This window comes from Veillonella sp. R32, from assembly GCF_010093125.1.
In the GTDB taxonomy this organism is placed as follows: Bacteria; Bacillota; Negativicutes; order Veillonellales; family Veillonellaceae; genus Veillonella_A.
This window is the reverse complement of the sequence record NZ_NMZQ01000022.1, coordinates 54,201-78,915: the sequence shown is the minus strand read 5'-3', so window position 1 is coordinate 78,915 and position 24,715 is coordinate 54,201. Positions and strand designations below refer to the sequence as shown.

The window sequence follows — 24,715 nt, the reverse complement described above, 5'->3', positions numbered from 1 at the left end:
TTCGCCACCAGCTACATCTACAGCACTTTGCGTTACTTCTTTAATAACGTCTTTGCCTTTATTGTCAAGGTTGGATAAATCTTTATTAGCAGCATTGTCGATTTTTTCTTTAGTTGCTGCATTGAGATCAACTACTAAATCGTTACCAACTACTTTGCTTTCTACCGCACCGTTTTCAGCACCTTTTACACCGAACCCAGCATTTTCTTTATTTACAGTGATTTGACCATTGTCGCCAGATACGGTTACTGTTTGAAGGGCATTACCAGCTATTTCTTTTACAGTTTCTAGGTTGTTGTTGATTGTATTAACTTTGTCAGTAATTGTATTTACCTTACCATCAACACCATCAATACGTTTACCTAACTCAGTCGATACATTGTGTAATTGACCACCTGTTACAGCATCAGTGGAACCAGCTTCTACTTTGCCTTCGCCAAGGTTAGAAACTACTTTACCACCAGCGTTGATACCATCTTTTGTTACAGATGGGCCTTCTTTAATTGTTAAACCATCAGTACCCAAGCTTGCATCACCAGCAGTAACGGAGCCATTAGGGCCAAGGTCAAGATTATTCTTCACATTTACAGTGTATGTCTTAACACCATCTTCCGTAGCATTGGTTACTTCTACATTGTTACCACCTTTAACGTCTACAGCACTTTGCGTTACTTCTTTAATAACGTCTTTGCCTTTATCGTCAAGGTTGGATAAGTCTTTATTAGCAGCATTGTCGATTTTTTCTTTAGTGGCTACATTGAGGTCAACTACTAAATCATTACCAACTACTTTGCTTTCTACAGCGCCATCTTTAGCACCTTTTACGCCGAAACCAGCATTGGCTTTATTAACTGTAATTTCACCATTATCGCCTGCTACGGTTACAGTTTGAAGGGCATCACCAGCGACTACGGTACCATCTTCTACAGACTTTTTAAGTTCTTGTAATTGATTGTAGGTAACAACATCGCCAGCTTTAGTACCATCAGCTACATTAGTAATCTGCGTATTATTAGCATTGATGCCGCCTTTAGTAATGGATGGACCTTCGTTAATAGTTAAGCCACCTTCATTAAGTGTAGTACCACCTACATTGATGTTACCGCCCTTAATTACAGTATCGCCTACTTTAAATTCACCTTGTGGCTGTAAAGTTACACCACCATTGTTAATAGCTGTGCCACCTACAGTTACGTCACCAGATTTAACAACTGTATCACCAAGGGTAATCGAACCATCGTTACCAAGCTTTACATTCTTATCTAGGTTAACGGTGAAAGTCTTAACGCCATCTTTAGTATCATTAGCAACATTGATGTTCTCGCCACCAACTACATCAACAGCATCTCGGCTTACTTCTTTAATAACATCTTTGCCTTTATCGTCAAGGTTGGAAAGATCTTTATTAGCAGCATTGTCGATTTTTTCTTTAGTTGCTGCCGTAAGATCAACTACTAAATCATTACCTACTACTTTGCTTTCTACCGCGCCGTTTTCAGCACCTTTCACACCAAAGCCAGCATTGGCTTTATTAACAGTAATTTCACCATTATCGCCTGCCACGGTTACGGATTGAAGCGCACTACCTGCGGTGCCTTCTACACTAGTTACACGATCCGTCAAATTATTAACTTCAGTCTTAACTGTACCTACGTCATTCTTAACCGTTGTTACTTCTGTTTTCAAAGTACCTACATCGTTTTTAACCGTTTCAAGATTATTGTTGATAGTCTTAATGTTTTCAGTATTGGTATTTACTTTTTCTGTAAGCGTATTTACCTTACCGTTAACACCATCAATACGTTTACCTAAATCAGTCGATACATTATGTAATTGACCACCTGTTACCGCATCAGTGGAACCTTCTGCTACTTTACCTTCGCCAAGATTAGATACTACTTTACCGCCAGCGTTGATACCGTCTTTTGTTACGGATGGACCTTCTTTAATGGTTAAACCATCAGTACCTAAACTTGCATCACCAGCAGTTACACCATTAGCATCAACTTTAGTAGTATCACCAACTGTAATGGCACCTGCTTCATCAACAGTAACCCCGCCATTATTAACAGTTGTACCACCAGCTGTGATAGAACCATTAGTGCCAAGGTCAATATTGTTTTTCATGTTAACTGTGAAAGTCTTAACGCCATCTTTCGTAGCATTGGTTACTTCCACATTGTTACCACCTTTAACATCTACAGCACTTTGCGTTACTTCTTTAATAACATCTTTGCCTTTATCGTCAAGGTTGGAAAGATCTTTGTTCGCTGCACTGTCGATTTTAGCTTTAGTTGCTGCCGTAAGATCAACTACTAAATCATTGCCTACTACTTTGCTTTCTACCGCGCCGTTTTCAGCACCTTTCACACCGAAACCAGCATTAGCTTTATTAACAGTGATTTCACCATTATCGCCAGCTACCGTTACAGTTTGAAGGGCACTACCAGCCGTACCTTCTACACTAGTTACACGGTCAGTTAAATTATTAACTTCTGTCTTAACTGTGCCTACGTCATTCTTAACCGTCGTTACTTCTGTTTTTAAAGTACCTACATCATTCTTTACAGTGGTTACTTCTGTTTTTAATGTACCAACGTCATTTGTAACCGTTTCAAGTTTATTATTGATAGTCTTAATGTTTTCAGTATTAGTATTTACTTTTTCTGTAAGCGTATTTACCTTACCGTCAACACCATCAATACGTTTGCCTAAATCGGTAGATACATTATGTAATTGACCACCTGTTACCGCATCAGTGGAGCCAGCTTCTATTTTACCTTCGCCAAGGTTAGAAACAACTTTACCACCAGCATTGATACCATCTTTTGTTACGGATGGACCTGCTTTAATGATTAAACCATTATCAGTTACAGATGTTGCACCTGTTTCTAAACCGGAGTTGTTTAGTTTGGTATTACCTGCTGTAATAGAGCCATTGGCACCAAGATCAACGTTATTTTTCATATTAACAGTGAAAGTCTTTACGCCATCGGCTGTAACATTCGTTACTTCCACATTGTTACCACCTTTAACGTCTACAGCACTTTGCGTTACTTCTTTAATAACGTTTTTGCCTTTATCGTCAAGGTTGGAAAGATCTTTATTAGCAGCATTGTCGATTTTTGCTTTAGTTGCTGCATTAAGATCAACTACTACATCGTTACCAACTACTTTGCTCTCTACAGCGCCGTCTTTAGCGCCTTTCACACCGAAACCAGCATTCGCTTTATTAACAACAATCTCACCGGTATCCCCTGTAACACTTACCGTCTGCAAGGCACTGCCAGCTGTTTTTTCAACATCACTCACACGACCTGTTAAATTAGTTACATCGGATTTCACTTGTCCAAGATCTGTTTTAACGCCAGCTACATCAGTTTTTACACCAGCTACCTCAGTTTTCACACCGGCTACATCAGCTTTCACGCCAGCTACATCACTGGTCACTTTATATAATTGACCACCAGTCACAGCATCAGTAGAACCATCAAGTATAGCCCCTTCTGCTACATTTGTTACTTTTTGATTACCTGCATCAACGCCAGTTTTAGTTACTGATGGACCATTTTTAATTGTTAAACCATTATCTCCCAGTGCTGTAGCCCCCACAGTAACTTGAGCGCTATAATGCATGTCGATTCCTTTACCATTGATTGTCGTAAGACCAACTTTTAGACCATCATTATTCATAGAAACGCTGCCCGTTTTTACAGAACCATCACGGCCAAGATCAAGTTGATTATTCACATTCACAGCAAACGTTTTAACACCATTATCTGTAGTAGTATTAACGGTTACATTGCTACCACCAGTTACATTAACGGCATTTTGAGAGGTTTCCTTAATTACATTTTTCCCCGCCTCTGAAACATTGGATAAATCTTTATCAGCTGCATTATTAATTTTTGCTTTAGTCGCAGCCGTTAAATCAAGAGCTACATTTTGCCCAGAAACATTACTTTCAACCATGCCACCCTTAGCACCTACGATACCAAATGCAGCATTGCCTTTATTAACTGTAACAGTTTTACCTTTATCATCTTTTACAGTAACGGACTGAAGCGCAGAATCAGCTGTTGTTTTAATTGTATTAACATTACGTTCTACCGTTGTTACACGGCCATCAATGCCATCAACACGCTTACCTAAATTATCTACACTTGTTTTAACGCCGTATAATTGACCACCCGTTACGGCATCTTTAGAATTAGCCGCTAACGCACCATCTGCAATATTGCTTACTTTTTTACCAGCTCCGTCAATGCCCGCTTTAGTCACAGATGGACCACCAGCAACAGCCAAGCCATTTTTATCCAACGTATTGCCGCCCGCTTTAATGCTACCATTAGTCCCTAAATCCACACTAGGCGCTAAATCAACAGTATATGTTTTACTACCATTAGCATTCGTAGCTTCTGAAACGGTTACGTTCCTACTGCCTTTAATATCTGTTCCTTTTACATTCTTAACTAAATCGTTAAGTTTCTTTTCCCCTGCATCAGATAAATTACTTAAATCACGATTAGCGGCATTCTTAGATTCATCAAGTGCTGTTTTAGAATTACTATTCGCATCATTAATTTTCTTTAATGTCGCATCATCAAGACCAATGGAAAGCACTTGGTAACGACTTTCATATCGTTCATTAACAGCAGGTTTATTTCTACCTGGACGAACTGTTTCTTGTGAGCCATTCAAGAAGGATCCCATCTTAACTGTTACACCACGATTAGCAGCGCCTTCTACTAATAGTTTATACTGCACCCCATTACCAGCATCCCAACCTATACCGCTGTAGCCTTGATTAGTTTTATTGGCATCCATGAACATCTGACTACGATCTGTTGTAATCAAACTGGCATCCGCCGTTCCAAAAGCCCCTAACAATACAGCGCCTACTAAACCAGAAAGAACGACGCCTTTAACGCGTTTAGATGTGCCATTCTGATGACTTTTAGCCAGTTCAGACACAACCACATACATTCCTTTAGTTTTACTCCACACAACCTTAAATACCTTATTCATGTTATATTGCTCCTTTACTTTCCCAATAACAACCCTAAGCAAATAACTATTTGTACATACTGCTTATCACACTATGACATCACACATAAATTTATACCAACACACATTACTTGTTACAAATCCAATCAAAACATCTACGACTTTCAATATTTAAAGTATAAAAATAATTTTATAATCACAATATTGTAAATTATTTTTTGATTTTCTTATTTCTAAAGCCTACCAGCATTGTATAAATAAACAAATCGTGTAATTATCACTCCTCTTCCATGAATAGCTCTATGCTTTGATCAACATATTCTCCCTCAACGCCCCTTTTTCTCATTTCTAAATAAACTCAACTATAATATTCTACGATATATAGTCACAGGTTCTTAAAAGAGTACATTTATTGTCAGGCATACAACTCATTTATTTATCACTTCATTTAATTCTTTATTCATTTCATCACCTTTTATTTATATGTGCAACTACACTAGACTAAATTATTTCACAAAAAACTCATTATTGTATTATTTATATATAATACCGTTTATAGAATCAATAAAACCAAGCTTTATAAGCTTATAATATAATATTTTTATGTTAAACGATAAACTAACATCTCATTTTCCCGGATTGCCAAGTCCACTTACAAGATACACACAATGTATTTGATAAATATTTTATGAATATTTTTTAATTCGAATTTATTCAATTCATAATTTTCCCATAACCTTTTATTATCAATGCAACTTGTCATCGACAATAATTAATACGATATCTTTTCTCACTAAACTTTACACTCTTTTTGTGTTGTATCAAGTGTACACCTGTCTATTTTTACTCTTTTATAATCTCTACAAATTTTATCATTAATTCATTAATATGAATTTTTATTTACTTTTATGTATTTTTAATCCACTAAGCAAAAACAACAACACAAAAAGCAAAACACTAATTAACCAAAAAACCTCTTAAATTTTATTAATAATAACTTTATCGCTATATCATTTTTTAACAATAAAAAAAGGCCATAACTAAATACGGAATCATTCCGTTTCTAGTTACAGCCTTTGGTCTTTATATTCACTTAGTTAATTATGTTCTTTACAAGTCATTGATTCGCAAACAAGCTTCAATACTACTGTATTCTTCACAGCTGCTAGGGGCAACTCACAATCAGTTGTATGCGTATAGTGCTTCATAATCATTTGCAACGCTTTTATTTTCTCTGTGTCCTCTTCGACAAATGAAACTTGACCTTCACCAATAACACTATAGAAAGTGGAAGAATAACCACAAGCAACTGCCGCTGGTATTATCTCATAGCCACCATCCAACTCGAAGCCTACATAACCATTCGCTTTTAGTAGATTAATTTTTTTACCTTCTGAGGCACCATGACAATAGAAGACATAGCCTCCATCGTCCCGTTCATAACCAAAATGAAGAGGTACAATATAAATTCGCTCCTCATCATGAATACCTAAACGAATAATTTGACACGCTTCTATAATTTCTTCGATGCGCTGATCTGAGGTAACCTCTCTATCACTACGTCGCATTTTAACACTTAGTCTTGATGAGAAGTTAAAAACTCTGCTAATTTTTCAACAGCTTCTGCTTCATCAGGACCATCAGCAGTCAATACGACTTCAGAACCTTTAGTAGCACCTAATGTTAATACGGTTAAAATTGATTTAGCATCTGCTTTCTTTTCACCTACGGCAATAGTAATCTTGGATGCAAATTTAGCAGCTAACTGCGTAAAAAGTGTAGCAGGGCGTGCATGTAAGCCAGATTCATTTGTAATTACTACTGTTTTTTCAGTCATAATGGATACCTTCCTTTATAAAATGCATTATAATGCCATTAACACAAGTATAAAACAGAAACTAGTCCCAATCTAGGTACTACTCTACTTTATATCTTATAAAACTTTTACTATTATAGCAAGTATGGGTATTAAGTTCAGCTACTAAACTTTATATAGCCAAGCCTTTTTCAGCTAACACCGCTTTGGCATACGCTACAATGTCACCCGCCGTGCTCATAGTCAAGGCCTTTTGTGCCATTGCTTCACATTCTGCCACGGTGACAGAGCGAATGATATTTTTAACTACAGGAATAGCCGAGGCACTCATACTAAATTCGTCAAGGCCAAGACCAATAAGAATCATTGTGGCTACTGGATCACCAGCTAATTCACCACACATACCAGTAATTTTTTTAACATCATGGCTGGCTTCAATAGTATGCTTTACTAAACGTAACACCGCTGGATGTAATGGTTGATATAAATGACCAATCGCTTCATTCATTCGATCCACGGCCAAGGTGTATTGACATAAATCATTGGTGCCAATACTAAAGAAGTCTACATGAGGTGCAAATAAATCGGCCGCTACAGCAACGGCAGGAATTTCTACCATAATACCGACTTGAATGTCTTCATTAAACGCAATGCCTTCCGCACGCAGCTCATCTTTAGCCGTTTCAAGAACAGCATTGGCCGCCTTAACCTCTTCAACCGATGCAATCATAGGATACATAATTTGAATGCCGCCAAATGCACTGGCTCGCAAAATAGCACGTAATTGCGTTTTAAAAATATCAGTCCGTTCTAAACTGATGCGAATAGCTCGGAAGCCTAAAAATGGATTCATCTCTTTAGGCAATTGCAAACATTTCAATTCTTTATCGCCACCAATATCCATGGTTCGAATAATGACTGGATTACCTTGCAGTGCTTCCGCTGCTGCTTTATAAGCTTCAAATTGGTCCTCTTCCGTAGGTAGCTCATCATGTTTCATATATAAAAACTCCGTGCGGAATAAACCAATCCCAGTCGCCCCCATTTGACATGCATGAGCCGCATCTTCTGCTTTGCCTACATTACCAAATAATAAGATTTCTTTACCATCTTGAGTCACTGCTGGTAACGATGCTGATTCTTTTAAAATCTGTAACTGTTCTCGATAAGCTACCGCTTCCTTTTCATAGGCAACAAAATCTGTCGCACTAAGCTGACGCAATACGGCCCCTTCTGTGCCTTTTACAACAACCTTTTCACCATCTTGAAATGAGGAAATATCGCCTAAGCCCATAACTGCGGGAATTTCTAATGTACGTGCCATAATCGCTGCATGGCTTGTAGGACCACCACAAGCTGTTACTAGCCCTTTTACAACAGTCTTATCTAACGATGCTGTATCAGATGGCGTTAAATCTTCAGCGACTAAAATAACAGCCCCTGTTAAATGAGCTAACCCTCTAGGATTCATCCCCAATAAATTGCGCAATAAACGATCCCCAATATCTTTAATATCAGCACCACGCTCACGCATATAAGGATCATCCATCGCCAAAAACATATCGGCAAAGGTATTAATCGATTGTTCAGTGGCGGCTGCCGCTGACTGCAAACCATCAGTAATAAGAGCTTTAATGCCATCGGATAAGGACGGATCTTGCACAATTAATGTATGGGCTTCAAAAATAGCGGCTTCATCGTCCCTCATCGTTTCACGGGCCCGCTCTTTAATCGCTTGCAACTGCGCTACCGTTTTGTCCAAAGCGGTTTCAAAAGCGGCTAATTCTGTAGCGACTTCCTCCTCTGTAATAATTCGTTTAGGAATAACAATCGCTTCTTGTTTATATACATATACTGTACCAGTCCCTACGCCACGCGCCCCTGAAATTCCTTTAAGTATTACCTGCTCCATATCGTTCCTCCAGCGTACTACGAGCTCTTATATATTACCTTAAATTACTAACTCCGTTTCAAATACTTCTGCAGCAGGGCCAGTCATAAATACGGTGCCATCCTCTTCATAGCGAATATGTAAGGTTCCTAAATAAACGGCCACATCAACGTCACGGCCGGTAAAACCATTTTCATGGGCCATAACAACACTACTGCAACAGCCTGTACCACAGGCTAAAGTCGCTCCAGCCCCACGTTCCCAAGTACGCACTTTAATATGCGTAGCATCTACGACTTCTACAAAATTCACATTTGTGCCTTGTGGAAATAGAGGATGACGCTCCAAAGCAGGCCCTAAGGTAGTTATTGGCACTTTAGTCACATCGTCTACAAACACTTCGGTATGAGGTACCCCTAACAACACCGAACTCACTTCATACGTCTGCCCAGCTACCTCTACAGGAAAGTGTTTAACCATCGGTACATCCGCCTTCATAGGAATATCCTTAGCTGTAAAACGCGGTTTTCCCATATTAACCGTCACTTGTTCTACTTTGCCATTATTAATATGAAGCGTTGGCTCCATAATACCGGCCAAAGTTTCAATCGTAAAGGTTTCTTTCGCAACCAACCCTCGCTCATATACATATTTAGCAAAACAGCGAATACCATTACCACACATTTCAGCTTCACTACCGTCTGCATTAATAATGCGCATCCGTGTATCAGCCACTTCAGAAGGTACCACCACGATAAGGCCATCAGCCCCAATGCCTGTTTGGCGGTGGCATAAACGTTGTGCCAATTCCGTATAGTCCTTAGTAGCACCTGCTTCATCGGTTAAAAACACAAAGTCATTCCCCAAACCATGCATCTTTGTCAATTTCATATACAATCTCCTATATAACTACAAATCTCTATATTAATATCATCTCTATAGAAACGAGCAAACTCCAACCTATTATGTATTATGCTTATTATATCACATTTTCAACCATACCAATTATGCAAAACGCTCATAAAAAATCATTTTCATGCAAATTCAATCACATAAAAATCAATTATGATAGTTACTCAAAATTTTGAAAAGTCCCTTTGTAATACTCTTTTGGTATTCTTGTGCACACGTTATAACTAATCTGAATAGCGTAGTATTCCAATTCTTTGATTTCTATGCTATACTGACAGTATCCTAATCTGACAAAGTTTCTATAGAGTGTATACAATTCTGAGGAAATGGCCTTAGCTAGTCCCCAACTATTAATAAAGGAGTACTTTATTATATTCCTAAAAGTACGCTTTATTATAGGCCCCTTAGAGTTGTTTATACTCTTTATCTTTTAATGTACAAAGGAGGTCCGCGCAGTTCTAGTAGTATCACAAAATCATAAAATAATTTTATGTAGGCTATAACGGCCTCCTCCCCTCAAAGGTGTTTGTATCATAAGCACCTTGCTCAATTATTTTTTTACCATTCGTCATTATTTAAATTTGTAGATACAGCAGCATTTAGGATTATATTTCATGAATGCAAAATTTGAAAACCATGTATCTATTTATCCAATTGTAAAGAAGTTATTGTAAAGAACTTGAAGTAAGTTTGTATTGTGTATCGTGAGAGGATGATTTCACAAATGTTGACTACATTTTTAGCATTATTGCCAATTCTTTGGCTCATTGTAGCCTTGGCTATTCTTAAAATGCCAGCTTGGAAAGCTTGTTCCATTGCTGCTATCGGCTCTTTCATCATTGCCATTACGCACTTTGAAAAAGCGGCTGGCATCATGTTCTCTGGTGCCTTAGAAGGGGTTGCCCTTGCTGTATGGCCTATTTTACTTGTTATTACAGCTGCGATTTTTACGTATAATCTGGTAGTCCATACAAAAGCTATGGACACTATCAAAATGATGTTATCTTCCGTAACCTCTGATATGCGTATCTTAGCCTTACTCTTAGCTTGGGGCTTTGGTGCTTTCATGGAAGGTATGGCTGGCTTTGGTACAGCAGTAGCTATCCCAGCCGCTATGATGGTAGCCGTAGGTTTTGATCCTTTAAAATCTATCCTAGCTTGTTTAGTAGCTAACTCGGTACCAACTACCTTTGGTTCCATCGCTATTCCAACAACTACATTAGCATCATTAACAAACCTTGACCCAATTCATCTTGGTACCTTTATTTCTTCTCAATTATTTATTTTAAACGTTATTGCACCATTCTTCGTAGTAGGTATCATTGGTGGCGGTTTCAAAGCCTTAAAAGGTGTATTTACCATTACCTTATTATCAGGCCTAGCTTTAGCAGTACCTGAATTACTTATCAACGTAGCTGCTGGTCCAGAATTATCTGTAATGGCCTCCTCCGTAATCATCATGGGTGTTATTATCTTAGGGGCTAAATTCTTGCCAACTAATGACCCTCAATACCAATTCGAAGCAACTACTCATAAAGTAACTGGCAAAGAAGGCTTTATCGCGGCTTTACCATTTATCTTAATCGTTATTTTATTAATCTTAACGTCTAAATTAGTACCAGCTATCAACACGCCACTTGCTAGCATTAAGACAGCTGTACCTATCTATCAAGGCGAAGGTGCTAAACCGTATACTTTCGTTTGGGTAGCTACCCCTGGTATCATGATTTTCATTGCCGCCTTCATTGGTGGTGCTGTTCAAAAATCCGGCTTTGGTGAAATGCTTGGTGTATTAGGTAAAACAATTTCTAACTTAAAATTCACTTACCTCACCATCATTACAGTTGTTGTAACAGCTAAATTGATGACATACTCTGGTATGACGGCTGACATTGCTAGTGCCTTAGTATCAGCTACTGGTTCTTTATATCCAGCCTTTGCTCCATTAGTTGGCGCTCTTGGTGCTTTCTTAACTGGTTCTGGTACCAATGCGAACGTATTGTTTGGACCATTACAATTAGCAGCTGCGCATGACTTAAATCCTAACTATGCAGATCTTCCACTGTGGTTAGCTGCTATTAACTCCGGCGCTGCTGGTATTGGTAAAATGTTCTCTCCTCAAAGTATCGCCATCGCTATTGGCGCCGTAGCACCTGCGTTGGACGCTTACATTGAAAGCAACAAAGTAGATAGTGCCAAAGCTAACCAATTACGTGAAAGCATTAAAGCTAACGTAATCATGGTATCCGTATTGAAATACTTCTTAATCTTTATTATTGCCAATGGTGTTATTTCCTACTTTGGCCATAACTTCATTGAACACATCCAACTTTTATTATTTAAATAAAAATTGATGTAAATAACTTGATATATAAGAATTGATATAAACAGCTTAGTATATAAAAGTTGATATAAACAGTTTGATATATTTGAGTATGCAAAAAGCCCCCGTGCAAACGGGGGCTTTTATGATGCACTTTTAAACAATTAAATCTTCTACATCAATTACTTCAATGCCATGCTCTTTTAATAGGGATGCAAATATACCAGCTCCAGCAATACGCGTGCCGGAAAAGGTACCATCATAAATTTCCTTCACACCACAAGAAGGGCTACGGGATTGTAAGATTGCTACATCCACCTGTTTCTCCCTAGCAATCATTAAAGCTTGCCAAGCACCTTGACGAAATTCTCGATCTACAGATTGACCATCACGGGTACGAACCTCACCATTTACAATTTCTGCTGGTGTACGTGGCGTAGGCAACCCACCTAGCACTTCGGGGCAAACAGGAATGATTTCCACAACGTTCTCTCTATCCCCAGTCACCAGTTCTATAGGTTCCATAATTGTTTTACTAAGTCCCATAGCTGTTTTACTAGGTTCCATAAATTCCATAGTTTTAGACTCCATAGGCTCCATAGGTTTCATAGATCCCTTAAGTTTACTAGAATTTGCTCTATTTACAAATTGGTCCTCAGTCTGAGACTTAGACATTAATCTTACTTGCTCAATAAACCCCGCTAAAGCCTCACTATAATTATTACCACCATTATATTTGCAATTTTCTCCTAACAAACAAGCACTGCACAATATTTTCATGACCTATCTCCCTACATCCCAGTCATCAGTATAAAAAGACTTAAGCAATTAAACAGCCTACAAACTATAAGAAACGCTTTGCAAATACATGACCAAAATTAGTAATCATTAAGCCTATAATAATAATCGCCCCTCCCATCCATTGAATAAGAGCTAACCTTTCCCCTAATATAAATTGAGCGGTCAGCAAGCCTACGACGGGCACTAATAACGATAATGGCGCAATCTTATGGGCCGAATACTTCGCTAACAGCATACTCCATAAACCATAGCCCATAATGGTTGCCAAGAAGGCTAAATAAAATACAGAAAACATAGCCGACCCTGAAATACTATCAAACGAAAGAAGTGCTAACTGTGCTTTCTCTAAATACAATGAGGCTAATAACATAGGGATAGGTGGAATTAAACTAGACCATACAACCAAACCTAACATATTTAACGGCTTATTTTCTGCCGCTGCTATGAGTGAAATTTTACGCACTACAATATTGGATAAGCCCCAAAAAGCAGCACCCAATAAAGTCAATAAAAAGGACCCTAAAGGAATGATGGTACTATTAGCAGCGCCTATAGCACCACTTATAAACACAAGCCCAATGGCTGCTACTACTAATCCCAACAACTGGCTCAATTGTATATGCTCCTTAAATATAAGTGCTGTAAATAGTATCGTGAAAAAGGCTTGCGCCTGCAAAACTACCGAGGCTACACCAGCAGGCATACCTATATGAATCGCATAAAACAAACAGGAAAATTGCCCCACACCTACTGTTAGGCCGTATGCTAAAATCCAGGATAATTTAACCTGAGGTCGTTTCACAAACAAAATAGTTGGAAACGCAGCCAAACAATAGCGCAATGCCACTAATAACAAAGGCGGCAGCTCACTGACACCCCATTTTATAACTGCAAAATTTAGTCCCCATACAACAATCACAGACAAGGCCAATACTATATCTCGTAACTTCATTGTGTACACTCAAGTCCCTTCTTAATAGCACTTATTAGTCTTAACATCTCTTAGTAGTCTTTTTCTTAGTAGTTTTACTATTTCTTACTAACTCTTAATATTCCGTAATAGTAATTAATTAATATCTCTTACTATCTTTTTATAACTATATACCATTGACATGGCATGCAACCATATATAGCCATACAGTCTAATTTCAATCGTATTCATTATAACACACCTACTAAAAAGGGAAGCAATTTAAAAGGCAATACATCTTTCGTAGTGTTTTTTTACATACACTTAACGCAATAAAGAGTCCATACATCTTTCGTAGTGACCATTGTTGCGTAGCAACGCAGGAAACGAGGAAGATGTATGGACTCTTTTATCAATCACAACTCTTCAGTTTTATATGTCATATAGCCTTCGTAATAATAACTAGCATCTAGGCCTTTAAAAAAAGTAGCCTTACTCAAATCATCTGTAAGAGCCCGTTGCAGTAAATATTTTAATTCCCCAGTCGCAATATGACTGCGAATCATAGCTTGTAAATATTCATCTTTATCTACCTGATTCCAATCTACAATTTTCCCTAATTTAGCGTGTAACATAGCATCAAGCCATAACCGAGTCGCTCGACCATTCCCTTCTCTAAATGGATGGGCCACATTCATATCTGAATACTTATCTATGATTTGATCAAACGTTTCATGTGGCAATTTGTCGATATAATCTAAAGATTGTTGTAAAAAAATACGTGGTGCAAACTGAAATCCATCCTTAGCAATATTTACATCACGCATTGCACCAGCAAACTCATAAATATCTTCAAAAAGCGTTCTATGAATATCGGCCAATCCTTTGAACGTCCCTACTTCAAAAGAAAATAAACGCCCCGTTTCAAAAAGAGCCTTTGCCTTTTGCTTACTCAGCCGCTCCTCTTCACGACGTAATTCCATGCTATTTTCTAAGCCTAATTTATTATGTGATACCATTAGCAACTCCTTGAACTAACGTTACATCCACATGATTTTTTTCACACTCATTCAATCTATTCGTATATTAATTATATCATATAATGAGCTAAAATCAGTTTCTTCCCTCTCCCCTCTTACATACAGAAAAAAGACCATACATCTTTCGTAGTGACCATTGTTGCTTAGCAACGCAGAGAACGAGGAAGATGTATGGTCTTTTTATTCCTTTTACCCTCCTTAAAGTAAAATGTCGATAGATTTCAATGTATATCTTTATGCTAAAAGTATGATAAAAAGCCTGTATGACTTCTGTCGCGACCATTGTTGCGTAGCAACTCAGGGAGCAAAGAAGTCATACAGGCTTTTATTCATAAAATATACCGAAAATCTATCGACTTTTACTTTCTATTCCCACTCAATCGTAGCTGGTGGTTTAGAAGTAATATCATACACAATACGGTTAATATGTTGTACTTCATTTACAATACGAACCGAGATTTTATCAAGCACGTCATATGGAATGCGAGCCCAATCGGCTGTCATAAAGTCCGTAGTGGTTACACCACGAAGTGCCAAGGTGTAATCATATGTACGGAAGTCACCCATAACACCAACTGTACGAGTGCTAGTAAGCACAGCGAAGTACTGATTAATGGAGCGATCAAGTTTTGCATTAGCAATTTCTTCACGGAAAATAGCATCCGCATCACGAAGAATATCTAATTTTTCACGAGTAATTTCACCCATTACGCGAATCGCCAAGCCAGGACCTGGGAACGGTTGACGCCATACAAGATAATCAGCTAAACCAAGCTCAGCTCCCAATTCACGAACTTCGTCTTTAAATAAGTTGCGAAGTGGTTCAATAAGTCCTTTAAAATCAACAACAGCTGGCAAACCGCCAACATTGTGATGACTCTTAATAACCGCTGCATCCCCAGCACCAGATTCAATTACGTCAGGGTAAATTGTACCTTGTGCTAAGAAATCAACAGACCCAATTTTACGACCTTCATCTTCGAATACACGAATAAATTCTTCGCCAATAATTTTACGTTTTTGTTCTGGTTCTTCAACGCCAGCTAAACGGCCAAGGAAACGATCTGCCGCATCTACACGAATAAAATGCATACCAGAATCCTTGAACGCTGCTTCTACTTCGTCACCTTCGTTTTTACGCATTAAGCCATGGTCAACAAAGATACATGTTAATTGCTCACCCACAGCTTTAGAGATAAGAGCCGCTGCAACGGAGCTATCTACACCGCCAGACAAAGCTAGTAATACTTTGCCGTCACCCACTTTATTACGAATTTCTTCAATCGCTACTTTAGCATAATTAGCCATTGTCCATTCGCCATGGCAACCACATACTTCAAATAAGAAATTATGAATCATTTCCTTGCCATGCTCACTATGAAGCACTTCAGGATGATATTGCATCGCATATAGTTTGCGTTCCGTATTCTGCATAGCCGCTACCGGACAATTAGCGGTATGACCTACAATTTCAAAACCTTCTGGCACAGATGCTACATAATCTACGTGACTCATCCATACAATTTCATTTTCACTAAGCCCTTTAAAAAGAGGAGATTCTGTCTTAACCGTTACAGGAGTTTTACCAAACTCACGAGCTTCAGCAGATTTAACTTCGCCCCCTAATGTATGCGCCATCAACTGCATACCATAGCAAAGACCAAGCACAGGAATCCCCATTTCAAATACTTCTTTTTCAATGCGTGGTGAATTTTCTTCATACACACTGTTAGGACCACCTGTAAAAATAACGCCCATTGGATTCAACTCTTTGATTTTAGCCACTGCTTTATCGTACGGATACACTTCGCAGTATACGTGATTTTCACGAACACGACGGGCAATCAGCTGATTGTACTGGCCGCCAAAATCAACAACAATGACAAGCTCTTTCTGGTTCATTATACCCTCCATTAATGCAACAGTAATTATTAGGTTCCTTTTTAATCAGTTTATTAAAACACCACTTACAACCAAACTTAATCGCCCGATTATAAGAGGTCTATTTCTGAAACGGCGATTAAAAAGTGCTATTACATATTTTTACACTCTATTATAACATATAAAACCTACTTTTCTCCATTTTTACAAATACAACTTTTCAGCCCATTCACCAAATACTACCGAATCGACACATCTTCACCTGCTAAAATATGTTTCATCGTTCGAGCGGGGCACATTTTACCACACATCGTGCAGGTTCCTTCGCACTCTGGCTTACTCGATTCATAGTAGCGGCGTGCCTTTTCAGGATCAATAGCCAGTTTAATCATAGTATCAAAATCTACTTCAGCACGGGCCTTACTCATAGCATCATCCCAAGCCTGTGCGCCTGGAATGCCTTTTGCCAAATCGGCTGCATGAGCGGCAATACGCGTAGCAATAATGCCTTCTTTTACATCGTCAACCGTTGGTAAACGCAAATGTTCCGCTGGTGTCACATAGCATAAGAAGTCAGCCCCACAAGATCCGGCAATAGCCCCACCAATGGCACTCGTAATATGGTCATAACCAGGTGCAATATCTGTCACTAATGGACCAAGTACATAAAATGGCGCTCCATGACAAAGGCGTTTTTCTAACGTCATATTAGCCGCGATTTCATTAAGCACCATATGTCCTGGCCCTTCAATCATAACCTGTACATTATGTGCCCACGCCCGTTTCGTCAATTCGCCTAACGTGATTAATTCTTCAATTTGAGCCGCATCCGTCGCATCGTGCGTACAGCCTGGCCGACAAGCATCACCTAGACTTAACGTAACATCATAAGTTTCGCAAATTTCTAGCAAGCGGTCATAGTATTCATAAAATGGATTTTCCTGATTATTCATTTCCATCCAAGCAAAGAGCAAGGAGCCCCCGCGGGACACAATATTTGTCAAACGAGGATTATCTTTAATCCGTTGCGCCGTTTTACGATTCATCCCACAATGAATAGTCATAAAATCTACGCCGTCCTTCGCATGCTGTTCCACCACCGAAAAGAACTCATCTACCGTAATATCTTTTAAGTCTTTATCCAACATACCAACTGCATCATACATAGGCACAGTGCCAATCATAGCGGTAGACATATCAATTAATTTACGACGAAACTCCTGCGTCTTACCAAAATTGGATAAGTCCATAATAGCTTCTGCTTTCATAGCAATGGCATTGCGTACTTTTTCTAATTCTTCCTCTATATTATTATGCTCCGGTGAAACGCCAAGATTCACATTAATTTTTGTGCGACAACGTTCACCTACCGCTTCAGGCGATAAACTTTTGTGATGTTTATTAGCAGGAATGGCCACTTTCCCTGAGGCTAACAAGGCCATTACATCCTCTAGGAGCAGTTGTTCTTTAGCGGCTACCACCTCCATCTGAGGCGTCACAATACCCTTGCGAGCCGCATCCATTTGCGTGGTATAGCTACCTTGCTTTGCTACTGTCGTGTTTTTACATTGATTATCTTGCTGTTTCATCGAGAGGCCTCCTACATAGGTCTAAATACAACGAATGACTGTCTAAAACACGCAAAAAAGCAAAAATAAAAAGCTCATCCACGTGGATGAGCTTATGAAACGTCCTGTACAGCTTTCCTACGTCGGCATTATCCGAATCAGGTCAAGGGTCAAGTGTTCAAGCACTTTTCTCAGCCTACAGGCTCCCCTAGCTTTTTTGTGTATTTTCTTTATTATAGTACAGGCTCATTGATAATACAATGAATATTTAGAAATATATACGTTATTCAACTGTCATAAAATACCTATGCAGGTCCTCAATAGCCCGCTCTTTCGCAATAATGCCATGGGCATTCCAAATGACAGGATTTACATTTAAAATGTGCCCCGCCTTAACAGCCGGAATGGTTTGCCACAAAGGATCGTCTTGCAACTCTTCATACCGTTTTTGAGCCGCTTCATTATTGCCACTACTACTTGGCCCATAGCCACTGGACACAATGAGATACTGCGCTTTTAATTCTGGTAACATTTCAAGGGATACTACATTAGTATCACCTGAATCTTGCGCAACCGCCATTGGATCTGGCGTTAAATTAAGTAACTCATACATGAAACGATTAATATCATTTGTCGAATACGGGTAGAGGCGGACTTCTTTTTTCAAGATACGAAGTAAGGCTACGGGGCTATTACCAATGCGACCCTTTATATCCATGCGGGCTTGTTTTACTCGGTCATAATACAGTTGTAAACGTGCGTTTGCTTGCTCTTCCCGATGTAAAATTTTTCCCAACGCTAATAGCGTTACCTCTGTGTCTTGCAGTCGTAAAGCCGCTACGGGCGCAATTTTACTCAAAGCTATATAGGCATTACGATCAAATGAATCGCGTAGGAGAATTAAATCTGGTTTCAGTGCTTGCACTTGTTCCAAATTAATGGCTTTAATATTTTCATTAATACTAATCGGCACCACGCCGTTAGCCGTCAATTCATCATGCAGATAAAACGTAGGTGGATTATACGCGCCCACCATAGGCGCCCCTAAGGCAAGCATAGGGTCTTCCAAACGAATTACCACAACGCGTTTCGCCTCTTTAGGAATCACCGTCGTGCCATATTTATGCTTTAAAATAAGTTGACCATTTGTTTCCGTAAATAAAGCATTGGTCCGTTGCACAACGCCTTCATAACGAGCCGTCAACTCCGCATCAATCGCCGCTGCCGTATCACTTCGGGGTACATCCGCTGGAAATAATGGTTTTGCTGTCTGAGTAGTCGCCATTAAGCTAGGTGTAATCGACCAAGACGTAATCGTCCCGCAACCAGCGAGCATCATCGTAGCCCCTATGCCTAAAAGGAGTATCACAGCTAGTCTGGGTAGCCGTAGTAGTCTAGTTAGCTCTATCAATATCTCCTTCAATAGTTCCGTTTTCATAGGCTACCTCCCACATTTTGTGGAATACAGAAAGGCAACTTCGTCAACGGATCTTTCATAATCATCGCCGTAATACCGAATACATCAGCTAACATTTCAGCCGTAAATACCTCTGTCGGTGGCCCTTGAAACCGTACTTCGCCCGCCTTCATAGCAATAATATGATCTGCAAAACGAGCGGCTTGATTTAATTCATGTAATACCATAATAACAGTTTTACCATACGTCTTATTCAACTCAGCAACTAATTGCAAAACTTCTAACTGGTGAGCAATATCTAAGAAACTGGTAGGTTCATCTAAAAAGAGAATCTCTGTATCTTGTGCCACGGCCATAGCTATCCACGCACGCTGTCGTTGTCCACCGGATAAATGATGAAGGGGACGTTCCGCCAAGTCCTCTAAATGAGTAACTGCTAAGGCCCAATTAATAATGTCCCTATCTTCCCGATTCATCCGTGTAAAAACGCCATTTTTATAAGGGGCCCGTCCATAGGCTAACAACTCTTTTATAGTTAACCCATGGGGAGCCATCGGATGTTGTGGTAAAATAGCAATCTTTTTAGCCAATGTTTTTGTATTTTCTTCGTGAATCGATTGTCCATCCAAATATACCTTGCCACTCATAGCGTTATGATGCGACAAATCGTTTTTAATAAAGTGGATTTGCCACAACCATTGGACCCGATTAAAGCCGTCACTTTGCCACGGGGAATAGTAAGGTTTAAGTTGTCGATGATTACAGTTTTGTCATACCCTGTGCGGAGCGACTCAATCTGTATATCTGTTTTTATTGTTTCACTCATAATATTACCCTCGTTTCCGTGCCAAAATAAAGAGGAAGTAAGGAGCCCCAATAAGTGCTACCACAATGCCAACTAACATTTCATCAGGAGCTATAATAACGCGCCCCACCCAATCGGCCGTAATCAATAACCACGCCCCAATAAGCGCTGTTAATGGCAATACGTAGGTACAATCGGCGCCCACTAAACGTCTTGCAATATGAGGCGCCACTAGCCCTATAAAGCCAATGCTACCGCCTACAGCGACACAAGTAGCGGCTAACACCACACCTAAAACCAAAAATAATACACGACTACGATGAATGCGAACGCCAAGGCCAATTGCCGTTTCATCACGCAGCCCCAATACATTAAGGGTTGTCCGATTCGCATATAAGGTAAGTGCTAATACCAGAACTACAACGCCTAAAATAATAACATGCAGCCAAGTGTTGCCCGCAATATTCCCAATAATCCAAGTATTTACTTGGTTAAACTTTTCAGGCGATAACGTCACAATAAGAAGGGTTTGTAGTGCGTGAATCCCAGCAGTTAAGGTAATCCCACTCAATACTAAGGAATAGGTGCCATTCACGGCAGACTTGCGCATAGAAAGTGCATAAATGCTACCAGCTGCCACAAGCGCTCCCATAACCGCCACTATAGGCAAGGACCAAATAGGCAAACCCTGATTGGTCGGTGTTAGAAAAATTAAAATCATAACCCCTAAGCCAGCACCAGCATTAACCCCTAGTAAACTTGGCCCAGCCAATTCATTGCGCGTTAACTGTTGAAACACCGCCCCAGCTAAAGCAAGGCCCATCCCAATTAGAACCGCTAACACCGCTCGAACTAAGCGAAAGTCAAAGACAACTAGATTTTCTTCCGCGCTACCACCTCCGAGCAGTATCTGTAACAAATGCGCATCAGAATAATAGGTGAAACCTGTGCTTACATGGAGGAAGAAAAAGATAAGTAATACTACAAGAAATACTACACTATATAGGCAGAATCGTTTTTGATGGGTCGTCATGCACGGGCCCCCTTTCGATTAGCCAAATATAAGAAGAAAGGCACCCCTATAAGAGCGGTAATAGCACCTAAAGGAATCTCAAAAGGCGCCGCTACACTGCGGGCCACCAAATCGGCAGCGACTAATAAAATCGCCCCTAACAGTGCCGTAATCGGTACTACCTTCCGATAATCAATCCCTACTAGCTTGCGCGCCATATGAGGCGTCACCAAACCAATGAAACCAATAGGGCCTGCGATAGCTACGGCAGAGCCACATAAAATCAACACGGCCAGCCCCGCTAATACACGAATGCGCCCCATATGCCCGCCTAGACCAATCGCCATTTCTTCACCAAAACTAAGCAAAGTGACAGACTTTGATAACGCAATCGCCATCACCAAACCTAGTACTGTCCACGGCCATAACAATAAAACCTGTGGCATACGCACACCGCTAATACCGCCAGCCGTCCAGTAGCTAAGATCTTGCGCTACATCAAAATAGACTACTAAGGCCTGCGTAATTGCTAGCAGAACCGCACTTACCGCAGTCCCTGCCAAAGCTAAAAATACGGGCGACATACGACTACCATTGCGATTAGCTAAGAACATAATGGCCGCCGTTGCTAACGCAGCGCCGCCAAAAGCAAATAAAATCGTTACATTTAAACTACTATCAGGCCATACAATCATGGCTACAGCTAACCCTAAAGCAGCCCCAGAGTTAACCCCCATAATCGAGGGAGTCGCCATGGGATTATTCGTCACCCCTTGCATTAACGCGCCAGCTACGCCAAAACTAATGCCACAAGCAAGGGCTAATAAAAGACGAGGCACCCGCAATGTTCGTACCAATAATTCGTCCACTTGCGTGGGATCATAGGCTACCAAGGCTTTCCAAATAATAGGCCAGGTAATATGACGAGCTCCCACGGTCAGTGAAAAGCCCGCCAATACAACAAGACTAATTAGTAGTAACACGCCTAGTAACCAAGGCCGTCTATACCAATTCATGAGCAACCTCGATTAGAAATCTGCTGAAACGGAAAGCGTAAAGGTGCGACCTTTACCAAGATAAATCGCATTAGTAGTACTACCTTGTAAAGCACGCCATTTAACAGTATCTAACACATTATATACGTTAGCACGCACCGTCAATGGGGTCTGGTTCCAGTTAAATTTGTAACGAGCTCCTAAATCCCAACGAACCCAAGGTGATGTACTCAACGTATTCGCCATATTTACATACGCTTTGCCATTATAGGTTAAACGAGTATTTACTGACAAACCGTCCACAGATTTAATATCCTGTTCAACGCCAATTACGCCACTCCAACGTGGTACCCCCGTTGCTTGATTGCCTTCATAATTAGCATAGGTAGAAGCTAAGGTGATATATTTTGCATCCAAGAATGTTACACCACCTAAAATGCGTGTACCTTCGCGAGGTTCGCCAAAGACACTTAATTCAATACCACGATTGCGTTGTTCCCCAGCTAAAGCATAGTAATTGTCATCGGTAGTAATAAAGCTTGGATTTTTCATAGTGAAGGCACTAATAGTCGTTGCAATTTTACCAAAGTCAAACTTAGCGCCTACTTCATATTGCTTAGTTTTATATGGCGCAAATACTTCCCCTGAGTTCTCTGTACCACTTGGCGCTGTATCCCCTAACGAAAGAGCTTGTGCATAGTTGGCATATAAGGACGTACGATCATTTAATTTGTGCACAATGCCAAAAGTTGGTGTAAATGCAGTTTCATCATATGTAGTTGTACTCTTCACTTTAGTACCAGAATAGGAATAGGACGTATCTTTAACATTTTGTACACGGCCACCTACAATGAAATTCCATTTTTTATCGGCTGTCGTAATAATATCGTTAATACCGATACTCTGTTGAATACGATTATCACGAATTAAATACGGTCCATAGCTACCATCCGTAAAGCTTTGCCATTTTGGATTATAAATACTCGTTGTATAGGTATCACTCACCGTTGGCTTATCTTCCAATACTTTGTAACGCACTTGAGATGCGGCAATACTTAATTCATGATCTAAAGACCCTGTTTTTACATGGCCACGCACACCCACTTCACTAGAAATAGCCTTATTAATCTGGCGATTATGCACATAGCTTACCTTAGCATTGCCATTTACATTATTAAGTAAGAAGCGATTAGACAAACCATCTTGAGAGGTATTACGCATACCAAAAGCAGCCCAAGCGGTCCAATTATCATTTAAATCATATTCACCTTTCCAAAGGAAAAACTTTTCAGTCAACGTACGATAAGTACCAGGAGCACCAAATTTAGCATCATCAGCTACACTTGGCAAGCTTGTCAATTTATTCGCTGTTGATTGCGACATAGTTACTTGGTATTGTGGATCTTCAATATCATTGTAAATATAGCCCATATCTAAGGACGAACGCCAACGTTCACCTTTAGCATCTAAGCCTAACGTCACCGTATTAGCACTATTAGATTCACCTTTATAGGCATCCTCTTGGGCGCCACGATTCAATACATTCAAACGCACCCCATATTTACCATCATTAAAACGACGGCTCATATCAAGTTGTTGTGTGAATTGATGACCTTCACCATAGGTCAAAGTTACGGTATTTTTATCTTCTGGACCTGCATGCTTAGTTACATAGTTAATAACCCCACCAACCGTATCATTAGGTGCCATACCACTGAGCATAGCACTAGGGCCTTTTAAAATTTCTACATTTTCAAGATATTCAACGCCTGTATAATAACGGGGCGCTACCCCATAAATACCATTTAACTGCACATCTTGTTGTGTCGTTTTAAAACCGCGAATACTCCAAGCATTCGAAGCACCAGACAAGGTTAAATCGGTAACCGATGGATCATTAGCGGTTACATCAATGATAGAGGTGGCCTGCTGATTCGCAATTGTTTCTTCCGTAATAGAAGTCACATTAAATGGCACATCTAAAAAGTCTTTTTTACCCAACATACCAATTGTGCTTTGGCGAGACACTTGGCCGCCAGCATACACAGGTTCTTCGGTTGCTACGGGCTCCGCTACAACGGGCTCTTTTTTCTCTTCTACGAGCGTAACTTTTCCCAAATCTTGCAAATCGCTATAATCACGAGCTTCTACGGGATTCGTAAAAGTACCCACACTCCACAAACCGCCAAGCACTAAAGCGCCTAATACACGGCTAGTCAATACAGCTTTACGCTGTTTTTCATTTACACAACTTTCTTTCATTGAAATAAGCTCCTCTCTTAAATCACAACTGATGTATAGTAACTATACACAAAACTAAAAAGCAGGAGAGCGAAT

Annotated in this window: 15 protein-coding genes, 1 pseudogene and 1 riboswitch; of the genes and pseudogenes, 1 reads left to right on the top strand and 15 read right to left on the bottom strand. The window is 39.8% G+C overall.

Features of this window, described 5'->3' with window-relative positions; genetic code table 11:
* The 5 genes from VER_RS05620 to dapF all read right to left on the bottom strand — a co-directional run.
* Positions 1 to 5,028 (bottom strand): ESPR-type extended signal peptide-containing protein (locus tag VER_RS05620; protein ID WP_162099894.1); only part of this gene is annotated, 5,028 nt, incomplete at its 3' end.
* Positions 5,029 to 6,104: 1,076 nt separating this feature from the next.
* Entirely contained in the window at positions 6,105 to 6,575 is a 471-nt protein-coding gene (locus VER_RS05615) for a pyridoxamine 5'-phosphate oxidase family protein (RefSeq protein WP_162099893.1), read from the bottom strand.
* Between the two features lie 8 nt (positions 6,576 to 6,583).
* Entirely contained in the window at positions 6,584 to 6,844 is a 261-nt protein-coding gene (locus tag VER_RS05610; RefSeq protein WP_115310399.1) for an HPr family phosphocarrier protein, read from the bottom strand.
* Positions 6,845 to 6,995: 151 nt separating this feature from the next.
* Entirely contained in the window at positions 6,996 to 8,735 is a 1,740-nt protein-coding gene (gene ptsP, locus VER_RS05605; protein ID WP_162099892.1) for a phosphoenolpyruvate--protein phosphotransferase, read from the bottom strand.
* Between the two features lie 39 nt (positions 8,736 to 8,774).
* Positions 8,775 to 9,605 carry a diaminopimelate epimerase gene (dapF, locus tag VER_RS05600; protein WP_162099891.1) on the bottom strand — a complete coding sequence of 277 codons (831 nt, stop codon included), beginning with the start codon at positions 9,603 to 9,605 and terminating at the stop codon, positions 8,775 to 8,777.
* 745 nt (positions 9,606 to 10,350) lie between these two features.
* Between dapF and VER_RS05595 the strand changes: the two genes are divergently transcribed.
* Positions 10,351 to 11,973: an L-lactate permease gene (locus VER_RS05595; RefSeq protein WP_162099890.1), complete on the top strand. Its 1,623-nt coding sequence runs from the start codon at positions 10,351 to 10,353 to the stop codon at positions 11,971 to 11,973.
* 132 nt (positions 11,974 to 12,105) lie between these two features.
* Here VER_RS05595 and VER_RS05590 read toward each other — a convergent pair whose 3' ends face one another.
* The 10 genes and pseudogenes from VER_RS05590 to VER_RS05540 form a co-directional block, all read right to left on the bottom strand.
* Positions 12,106 to 12,729 carry a DUF523 domain-containing protein gene (locus tag VER_RS05590; protein ID WP_238390154.1) on the bottom strand — a complete coding sequence of 208 codons (624 nt, stop codon included), beginning with the start codon at positions 12,727 to 12,729 and terminating at the stop codon, positions 12,106 to 12,108.
* Positions 12,730 to 12,793: 64 nt separating this feature from the next.
* Positions 12,794 to 13,702, bottom strand: coding sequence for an EamA family transporter (locus tag VER_RS05580; protein ID WP_162099897.1), 909 nt, complete (start codon positions 13,700 to 13,702; stop codon positions 12,794 to 12,796).
* Positions 13,703 to 14,076: 374 nt separating this feature from the next.
* The gene (gene fic, locus VER_RS05575) at positions 14,077 to 14,679 is read right to left on the bottom strand and encodes a protein adenylyltransferase Fic (protein ID WP_162099889.1); all 603 of its coding nucleotides are present in this window, start codon (positions 14,677 to 14,679) and stop codon (positions 14,077 to 14,079) included.
* A 387-nt stretch (positions 14,680 to 15,066) separates the two neighbouring features.
* Entirely contained in the window at positions 15,067 to 16,602 is a 1,536-nt protein-coding gene (gene guaA, locus VER_RS05570; protein ID WP_162099888.1) for a glutamine-hydrolyzing GMP synthase, read from the bottom strand.
* 218 nt (positions 16,603 to 16,820) lie between these two features.
* Entirely contained in the window at positions 16,821 to 18,170 is a 1,350-nt protein-coding gene (gene thiC, locus VER_RS05565) for a phosphomethylpyrimidine synthase ThiC (protein WP_162099887.1), read from the bottom strand.
* Between the two features lie 97 nt (positions 18,171 to 18,267).
* Positions 18,268 to 18,369, bottom strand: a riboswitch (TPP riboswitch).
* Positions 18,370 to 18,432: 63 nt separating this feature from the next.
* A complete protein-coding gene (locus VER_RS05560; protein ID WP_162099886.1) occupies positions 18,433 to 19,587 on the bottom strand; it encodes an ABC transporter substrate-binding protein in 1,155 nt (384 codons plus the stop codon).
* A pseudogene (locus VER_RS05555) lies at positions 19,584 to 20,392 on the bottom strand (ABC transporter ATP-binding protein). The gene VER_RS05560 and the pseudogene VER_RS05555 overlap by 4 nt, the downstream one beginning before the upstream one ends.
* Positions 20,393 to 20,396: 4 nt before the next feature.
* Positions 20,397 to 21,404 carry an iron ABC transporter permease gene (locus VER_RS05550; RefSeq protein ID WP_162099885.1) on the bottom strand — a complete coding sequence of 336 codons (1,008 nt, stop codon included), beginning with the start codon at positions 21,402 to 21,404 and terminating at the stop codon, positions 20,397 to 20,399.
* A complete protein-coding gene (locus tag VER_RS05545; RefSeq protein WP_162099884.1) occupies positions 21,401 to 22,399 on the bottom strand; it encodes an iron ABC transporter permease in 999 nt (332 codons plus the stop codon). Before VER_RS05545 ends, VER_RS05550 begins: the two co-directional genes overlap by 4 nt.
* Before the next feature lie 12 nt (positions 22,400 to 22,411).
* Positions 22,412 to 24,640 carry a TonB-dependent siderophore receptor gene (locus tag VER_RS05540; protein WP_202922138.1) on the bottom strand — a complete coding sequence of 743 codons (2,229 nt, stop codon included), beginning with the start codon at positions 24,638 to 24,640 and terminating at the stop codon, positions 22,412 to 22,414.
* Between the last annotated feature and the right edge of the window lie 75 nt (positions 24,641 to 24,715).

Bases quoted from the DNA above. Each gene is read 5' to 3' on its own strand.
- guaA (WP_162099888.1), bottom strand. From the start codon at position 16,602: ATGAACCAGAAAGAGCTTGTCATTGTTGTTGATTTTGGCGGCCAGTAC.
- dapF (WP_162099891.1), bottom strand. From the start codon at position 9,605: ATGAAATTGACAAAGATGCATGGTTTGGGGAATGACTTTGTGTTTTTA.
- VER_RS05580 (WP_162099897.1), bottom strand. From the start codon at position 13,702: ATGAAGTTACGAGATATAGTATTGGCCTTGTCTGTGATTGTTGTATGG.
- VER_RS05590 (WP_238390154.1), bottom strand. From the start codon at position 12,729: ATGAAAATATTGTGCAGTGCTTGTTTGTTAGGAGAAAATTGCAAATAT.
- VER_RS05560 (WP_162099886.1), bottom strand. From the start codon at position 19,587: ATGAAAACGGAACTATTGAAGGAGATATTGATAGAGCTAACTAGACTA.
- ptsP (WP_162099892.1), bottom strand. From the start codon at position 8,735: ATGGAGCAGGTAATACTTAAAGGAATTTCAGGGGCGCGTGGCGTAGGG.
- VER_RS05595 (WP_162099890.1), top strand. From the start codon at position 10,351: ATGTTGACTACATTTTTAGCATTATTGCCAATTCTTTGGCTCATTGTA.
- VER_RS05550 (WP_162099885.1), bottom strand. From the start codon at position 21,404: ATGACGACCCATCAAAAACGATTCTGCCTATATAGTGTAGTATTTCTT.
- VER_RS05545 (WP_162099884.1), bottom strand. From the start codon at position 22,399: ATGAATTGGTATAGACGGCCTTGGTTACTAGGCGTGTTACTACTAATT.
- VER_RS05610 (WP_115310399.1), bottom strand. From the start codon at position 6,844: ATGACTGAAAAAACAGTAGTAATTACAAATGAATCTGGCTTACATGCA.
- VER_RS05540 (WP_202922138.1), bottom strand. From the start codon at position 24,640: ATGAAAGAAAGTTGTGTAAATGAAAAACAGCGTAAAGCTGTATTGACT.
- fic (WP_162099889.1), bottom strand. From the start codon at position 14,679: ATGGTATCACATAATAAATTAGGCTTAGAAAATAGCATGGAATTACGT.
- thiC (WP_162099887.1), bottom strand. From the start codon at position 18,170: ATGAAACAGCAAGATAATCAATGTAAAAACACGACAGTAGCAAAGCAA.
- VER_RS05615 (WP_162099893.1), bottom strand. From the start codon at position 6,575: ATGCGACGTAGTGATAGAGAGGTTACCTCAGATCAGCGCATCGAAGAA.